The organism is Brevibacterium picturae (genome assembly GCF_030453725.1).
GTDB classification, from domain to species: domain Bacteria; phylum Actinomycetota; class Actinomycetes; order Actinomycetales; family Brevibacteriaceae; genus Brevibacterium; species Brevibacterium sandarakinum_A.
This window is the reverse complement of the sequence record NZ_JAKDJU010000198.1, coordinates 1-5,003: the sequence shown is the minus strand read 5'-3', so window position 1 is coordinate 5,003 and position 5,003 is coordinate 1. Positions and strand designations below refer to the sequence as shown.

The 5,003-nt window shown below is 63.1% G+C and carries 3 protein-coding genes, 1 pseudogene and 1 riboswitch; of the genes and pseudogenes, 3 read left to right on the top strand and 1 reads right to left on the bottom strand.

What is annotated here, in order from left to right:
- Positions 1–601: 601 nt before the first annotated feature.
- From erm to L0G76_RS13960, 3 genes and pseudogenes are all read left to right on the top strand, one after another.
- Positions 602–1,354: pseudogene (gene erm, locus L0G76_RS13970) on the top strand (23S ribosomal RNA methyltransferase Erm); the annotation flags it as partial.
- 722 nt (positions 1,355–2,076) lie between these two features.
- Positions 2,077–3,579 (top strand): inorganic phosphate transporter, encoded by a 1,503-nt coding sequence (locus tag L0G76_RS13965; RefSeq protein ID WP_304357771.1) that lies wholly within the window; start codon positions 2,077–2,079, stop codon positions 3,577–3,579.
- Positions 3,580–3,719: 140 nt separating this feature from the next.
- A riboswitch (SAM riboswitch) is annotated at positions 3,720–3,831 on the top strand.
- Positions 3,832–3,864: 33 nt separating this feature from the next.
- Positions 3,865–4,287, top strand: coding sequence for a hypothetical protein (locus L0G76_RS13960; protein ID WP_304357770.1), 423 nt, complete (start codon positions 3,865–3,867; stop codon positions 4,285–4,287).
- Here the strand turns inward: L0G76_RS13960 and L0G76_RS13955 are convergent.
- A partial coding sequence (locus L0G76_RS13955; RefSeq protein ID WP_369696188.1) for a metal-dependent transcriptional regulator occupies positions 4,279–5,003 on the bottom strand: 725 nt, incomplete at its 5' end. The genes L0G76_RS13960 and L0G76_RS13955 overlap by 9 nt on opposite strands.

Genomic DNA, 5,003 nt, shown 5'->3' with positions numbered 1-5,003 from the left:
CGAGCTGACACACACGCTCTCAGGCACACCACCTCTCAGGCACACAGGCGCTCACTTCGTCGAGCGGCCCTGCATCACCTTGTCGCCATACGGACCTGCACTGCGATGTCGCTGAGCGGCCCTGCACCGCCGCATTGCCGAGCGAACCTTCACGGCCATATCGCCACGGGACCACTTATCATTGAGCGGACCAGTTATAAGCGCTCCGCTCGATGCTAAGTGGTGCGCTCGATGATCCGATCCGTTCTGCAAGGAATTCGGGGAAACCCTGGATCGGACGCAAGGCCGCGTGCTACCTTATTCAGCATGGGAACATTAAATCGGGGCGCAATGACAGCGCTCAGCTTCTACATTCGCAATCGCCGCGCCTGACAGCGCGCTCGATTCACTTTCTGTGATCCGCTGACCTCATCGCGTGATCGGCAGCACTGGTCCATCGCCGGACCTGCCACCGCCGAGCCGATTGAGCAGGATCTGTAGCAGCGCGTTGTCGACCCGGACACTCATCCGCATCCGGGGCGAAGCCGCAATCCTCTGACTCGTCAGTCACCGCACATTGCGCTGCCTTGGGTGCTCCCTTCTTCACTTCCGGAGCGCGTCCATGCGACCTCATTCATCATTCGGCGGCCGACACGAACTCGGCCAGAACTTCCTGCACTCAGACGCAACCCTGCACACGATCGCGAACCTGACCCGCGCCACCACCGGCCCCATCCTGGAGATCGGCCCCGGCACCGGCGCGGTGACTGCTCAGCTGTACAGACTCGGCAGACCACTCACGCTCGTGGAACTCGACGAGACGAGGATCAGACACCTTGAGCACTCATTCCCCCGCGCCCAAGTCAGGCACGCGGATGTTCTGACATCCCGACTCGATCAGCCGGTGATCGTCGGCAGCCTGCCGTTCCACCTGACCACGCCCATTCTGCGCAGAATCCTTCACGCCAGGAAATGGCAGAACGCCATCCTGCTCACGCAATGGGAAGTGGCTCGCAAACGCGCCGGCGTCGGCGGCTCGACCATGATGACTGCCCAATGGGCGCCATGGTTCGACTTCCGCCTCATCGAACGCGTACCAGCACACGCCTTCACACCGAAGCCCAGCGTCGACGGTGGAATCCTCACCATCGATCGCCTGACGACCAGCCTCGTGCCCAAGCGGCACAGGTCCGACTACCAACAGTTCGTCCGCGCAGCCTTCACCGGGCGCGGACGTGGAATGAAGGGAATTCTCACAACAATGAATCTCACTGACCGCACCACGCTGCACTCGACCATGGACCGCAACGACGTCGGAGGAGACACCTTGCCACGCGACCTCAATCCAGACCAGTGGGCCGGACTGTACTCAGCCCTGAGCACTACTGCCAAGACCACCACCAAAAATCCCTCAGCTGCACAGAAGCAGGCTGCGCAGAAGCAGAACAGGCAACCACAGGAGAAGGGAAACACCATGCACAACGACAAAGACCACAAGAATCCAACCATTCCGGCGGCCACCGGAGAGATTCCGACCATTGCGGAGAAACCGGTGATCACAGGCGAGATCCCCATCGTCGGTGCGGAACAGGCGGCCAAGAAGCTCGAGGCTCCGATCCCAGGGGTCGACCCTGAGGCCAAGGCGAAGAGCCACGACAAGGGCCACCTGCAGGCCGAACGCGGATTCATGCCGCAGCACGCCAAGGTGTCCCAGCCCCAACCACGGTGGAATCTGCCCCGACGCCGAGGCTGAGGCTAGGCACAGCCCGGCGCCGAAGCTGAGGCCCAGGCAGATCCCGAGTCTGAGGCTCACACGCGGGCACGAGCCGATCGTGCCCGCGTGTCCATCATCACAACGCGAAATCTGCTCGGCGGACAGGCCGACTGGGGCCGTGACTTCTGAACGTCCCGTACCATCTGACCTGGAACTTTACGTGAACTCCGGGCGAACTACAGCTACTGTGCACCTGCTGTTCCTCGGGCGCGATGAACGTATTCATCTGCCGTTCACCTTTTCCTTAACCTTGCGGACATCCAGAGTGCGAATCATGGGAGACAGCTGGAAATACATCTCATGATCCTCGCTAGGAGACGCGCATGACCCAGGCTCTGGCCTCAGAGACCTTTACACCGGCACAGACCGTCGGTCGTAGCAATGATCGCCGCTGGAACCTGGCTTTCGGCCTGTTGCTCGCGATCAGTCTCATTGCTTTCACCCTGTGGTCGTTCGGTTATGTCAGCCAGGGCGCACCGCGCATGGTGCTGATCACGACAATCATCTTCGGCGCGTTCATGGCCTTCAACATCGGCGGCAACGATGTGGCGAATGCCTTCGGCACCTCCGTGGGCGCAGGCACCCTGACGATGAAGCAGGCCCTCCTCGTCGCTGCCGTGTTCGAGGTCAGCGGCGCGTTGCTGGCCGGCGGTGAGGTCACCGACACCGTCAAGAGCGGAATCGTCGATCTCGGCGCTGCCGCTCTTGACCCGATGGAGTTCGCCTACATCATGATGGCGGCCCTGCTCGGTGGAGCAGTGTGGCTGCTGATCGCCACCCGCATGGGTTGGCCTGTCTCGACCACGCACTCGATCATCGGTGGCATCATCGGTGCTTCGCTGACCACTGGCTTCGTCACCGGTACAGGCGGATTCGCGATGGTGCAGTGGTCGGAGGTCGGCATGATCGCGATCTCCTGGGTCCTCTCCCCCGCACTCGGCGCACTCGTCGCCTTCCTCATCTACGGCGCGATCAAGAAGCATGTCCTCGGCGATGCACTGTCACAGACCCTGAAGCCGCACATGCTGGCACCGACCGGCGGCGACAATCATGCGGCTGAGGCCGAAATGGGCTTCGAACGCGATGCCGCGACCTCAACCGATGCGAGGATCGGCTCGCACTCCACGCTGCAGCGCTGGATTCCACTCATCGCCGCCGGTGCCGCTGTCGTCATCACCGGAATGCTCCTGTTCAAGGGACTGAAGAACCTGGACATGAGCGTCAGCACCGTCGGCGGTATCCTCATCATGGCGATGATCGGCCTCGCCGTGTGGATGGCGGTCTTCGTCTTCGCCAAGACCCTGCGCAAGCAGACCGTTCCCCGCGCGACCTACATCCTCTTCTCCTGGATGCAGGTGTTCACCGCCTCCGCCTTCGCCTTCAGCCACGGCTCCAACGATATCGCGAACGCGATCGGGCCCTTCGCCGCCGTCCTCGACGTGCTCAAGACCGGCACCATCAGCTCCGAGGCGACCGTCCCCTTTGCCGCCATGCTCACCTGCGGGATCGCCCTCATCGCCGGCCTCTGGTTCATCGGCCGCAAGGTCATCGCCACGGTCGGGACCAAGCTCACGGAGATCCACCCGGCATCCGGCTTCGCCGCCGAACTCGCCGCCGCGGGCGTCGTGATGGCGGCCTCGGTCAGCGGCCTGCCCGTCTCGTCCACCCACATCCTCATCGGTGCGATCATCGGCGTGGGGCTGGTCAACCGCTCGGCGAACTGGAAGCTGATGAAACCGATCGCCATGGCCTGGGTCATCACACTGCCCGCCGCCGCAACCATCGGCGCCATCGGCGTCCTCACCCTCCGCACGTTCTTCGGCTGATTCTCCGATATTCGCCTCGGCAGCCTGCACAGTGGGCCGCCGGGGTGAATTTCTCATTCACCGACAACGGTGGGGATATCGACACCGCCGGTTACTCACCTGACATCCGTGTCAGACCCTTCCGCTAGCATTGTTCACACGTTCACGAGTCGTGGCCATCGGTACCTGGCCGGCCACGCGGCAACCCGTCATCGATCGGGTGCCCCAGGGGAAGAACGGGTCGGTGCCAATCGGTGCTGGCAAGATTCGATCCGGGCGCAACGTGCCCGAGAAACGAGTGTCACCGTGTCTCACGAGACGAACGAACGCTGGCCGGGATTCTCCGAAACGGAGGCCCTCGAATGGTGCCGCGTGATCCTTCACCACTCTCCCGAACCGCTGCCGGCGAGCTTCAAGGCTCAAATGTCGAAGTCCATCAAGCAAGGAATTCCGGTCGTGGCCCCCGGGTGGGCACGGACAGCCGACCAAGCGCGTGAGAGTGGCTTCACCCCTATCCTCTACCACTCACTGTTCACAGCACTCCAGGCGATCGACCCGAGTTCCTTCAAGTCGCATCCGCACCACCGCCGAGTCACCCACAACAACCGAGTTCCGGGAGTCCCGTTCGAAGCCGAGCTCTGGCACGAATGGCCACGGCTGGTGCTCAAAGATGGCTTTTCACCGGGAACCGCGGCTGAGGTGGTGCTTCTGTTTGCACGGTCACACTGACGTCGACAGATACACCGCCGAGGCGACCGCGCGGTCCACCTCAATGTGCTTCGACTCGGCCCGCTCGCCCTCGCCCGGATCAGAGGCGACCGAGACGACAATCAGACCGGCACCCGATTGCTCCACCACCTCGATCGTCGCACCCGGCCGCACCCCCACCTCGGCGAGGTGGGACAGGACTGTGGGGTCGGCATCGGAGACTCGCAGGACTTCATAGGACCCGGGGCCCGCCTCGGCGAGGAGGATCGAGGAATCATGGGACTCGATCTGCCCATCGGGACCCGGGATAGGGTCACCGTGCGGGTCGGCCTGGGGGCGGCCGAGGAACGCATCGATGCGGTCGATGAGCAGATTCGAGGCCGCGTGCTCGAGGATCTCCGCCTCATCATGGACCTCGTCCCAGCCATAGCCCAAGGATTCGACGAGGAAGGTCTCGAGCAGCCGGTGCCGGCGCACCATCGACAGGGCGATCGTCTCGCCCTGCGCGGTCAGGACGGGTGGACGGTAGGGCACGCGGACGATGAGGCCGAGCTCGTCGAGACGTTTGAGCACCTCGGTGACATTGGCCTTCGTGGTGCCGAAACGGTTCGCCAACTCGGTCGCGGTCATTGCCGTCCCGCCCCATTCCTGGGCCGACCAGATCGCCTTGAGGTAGTCCTGGCTGACCTCGGACACTTCGCCTGCACGCATGCAATCAGCGTAGCCGATGGGATCAG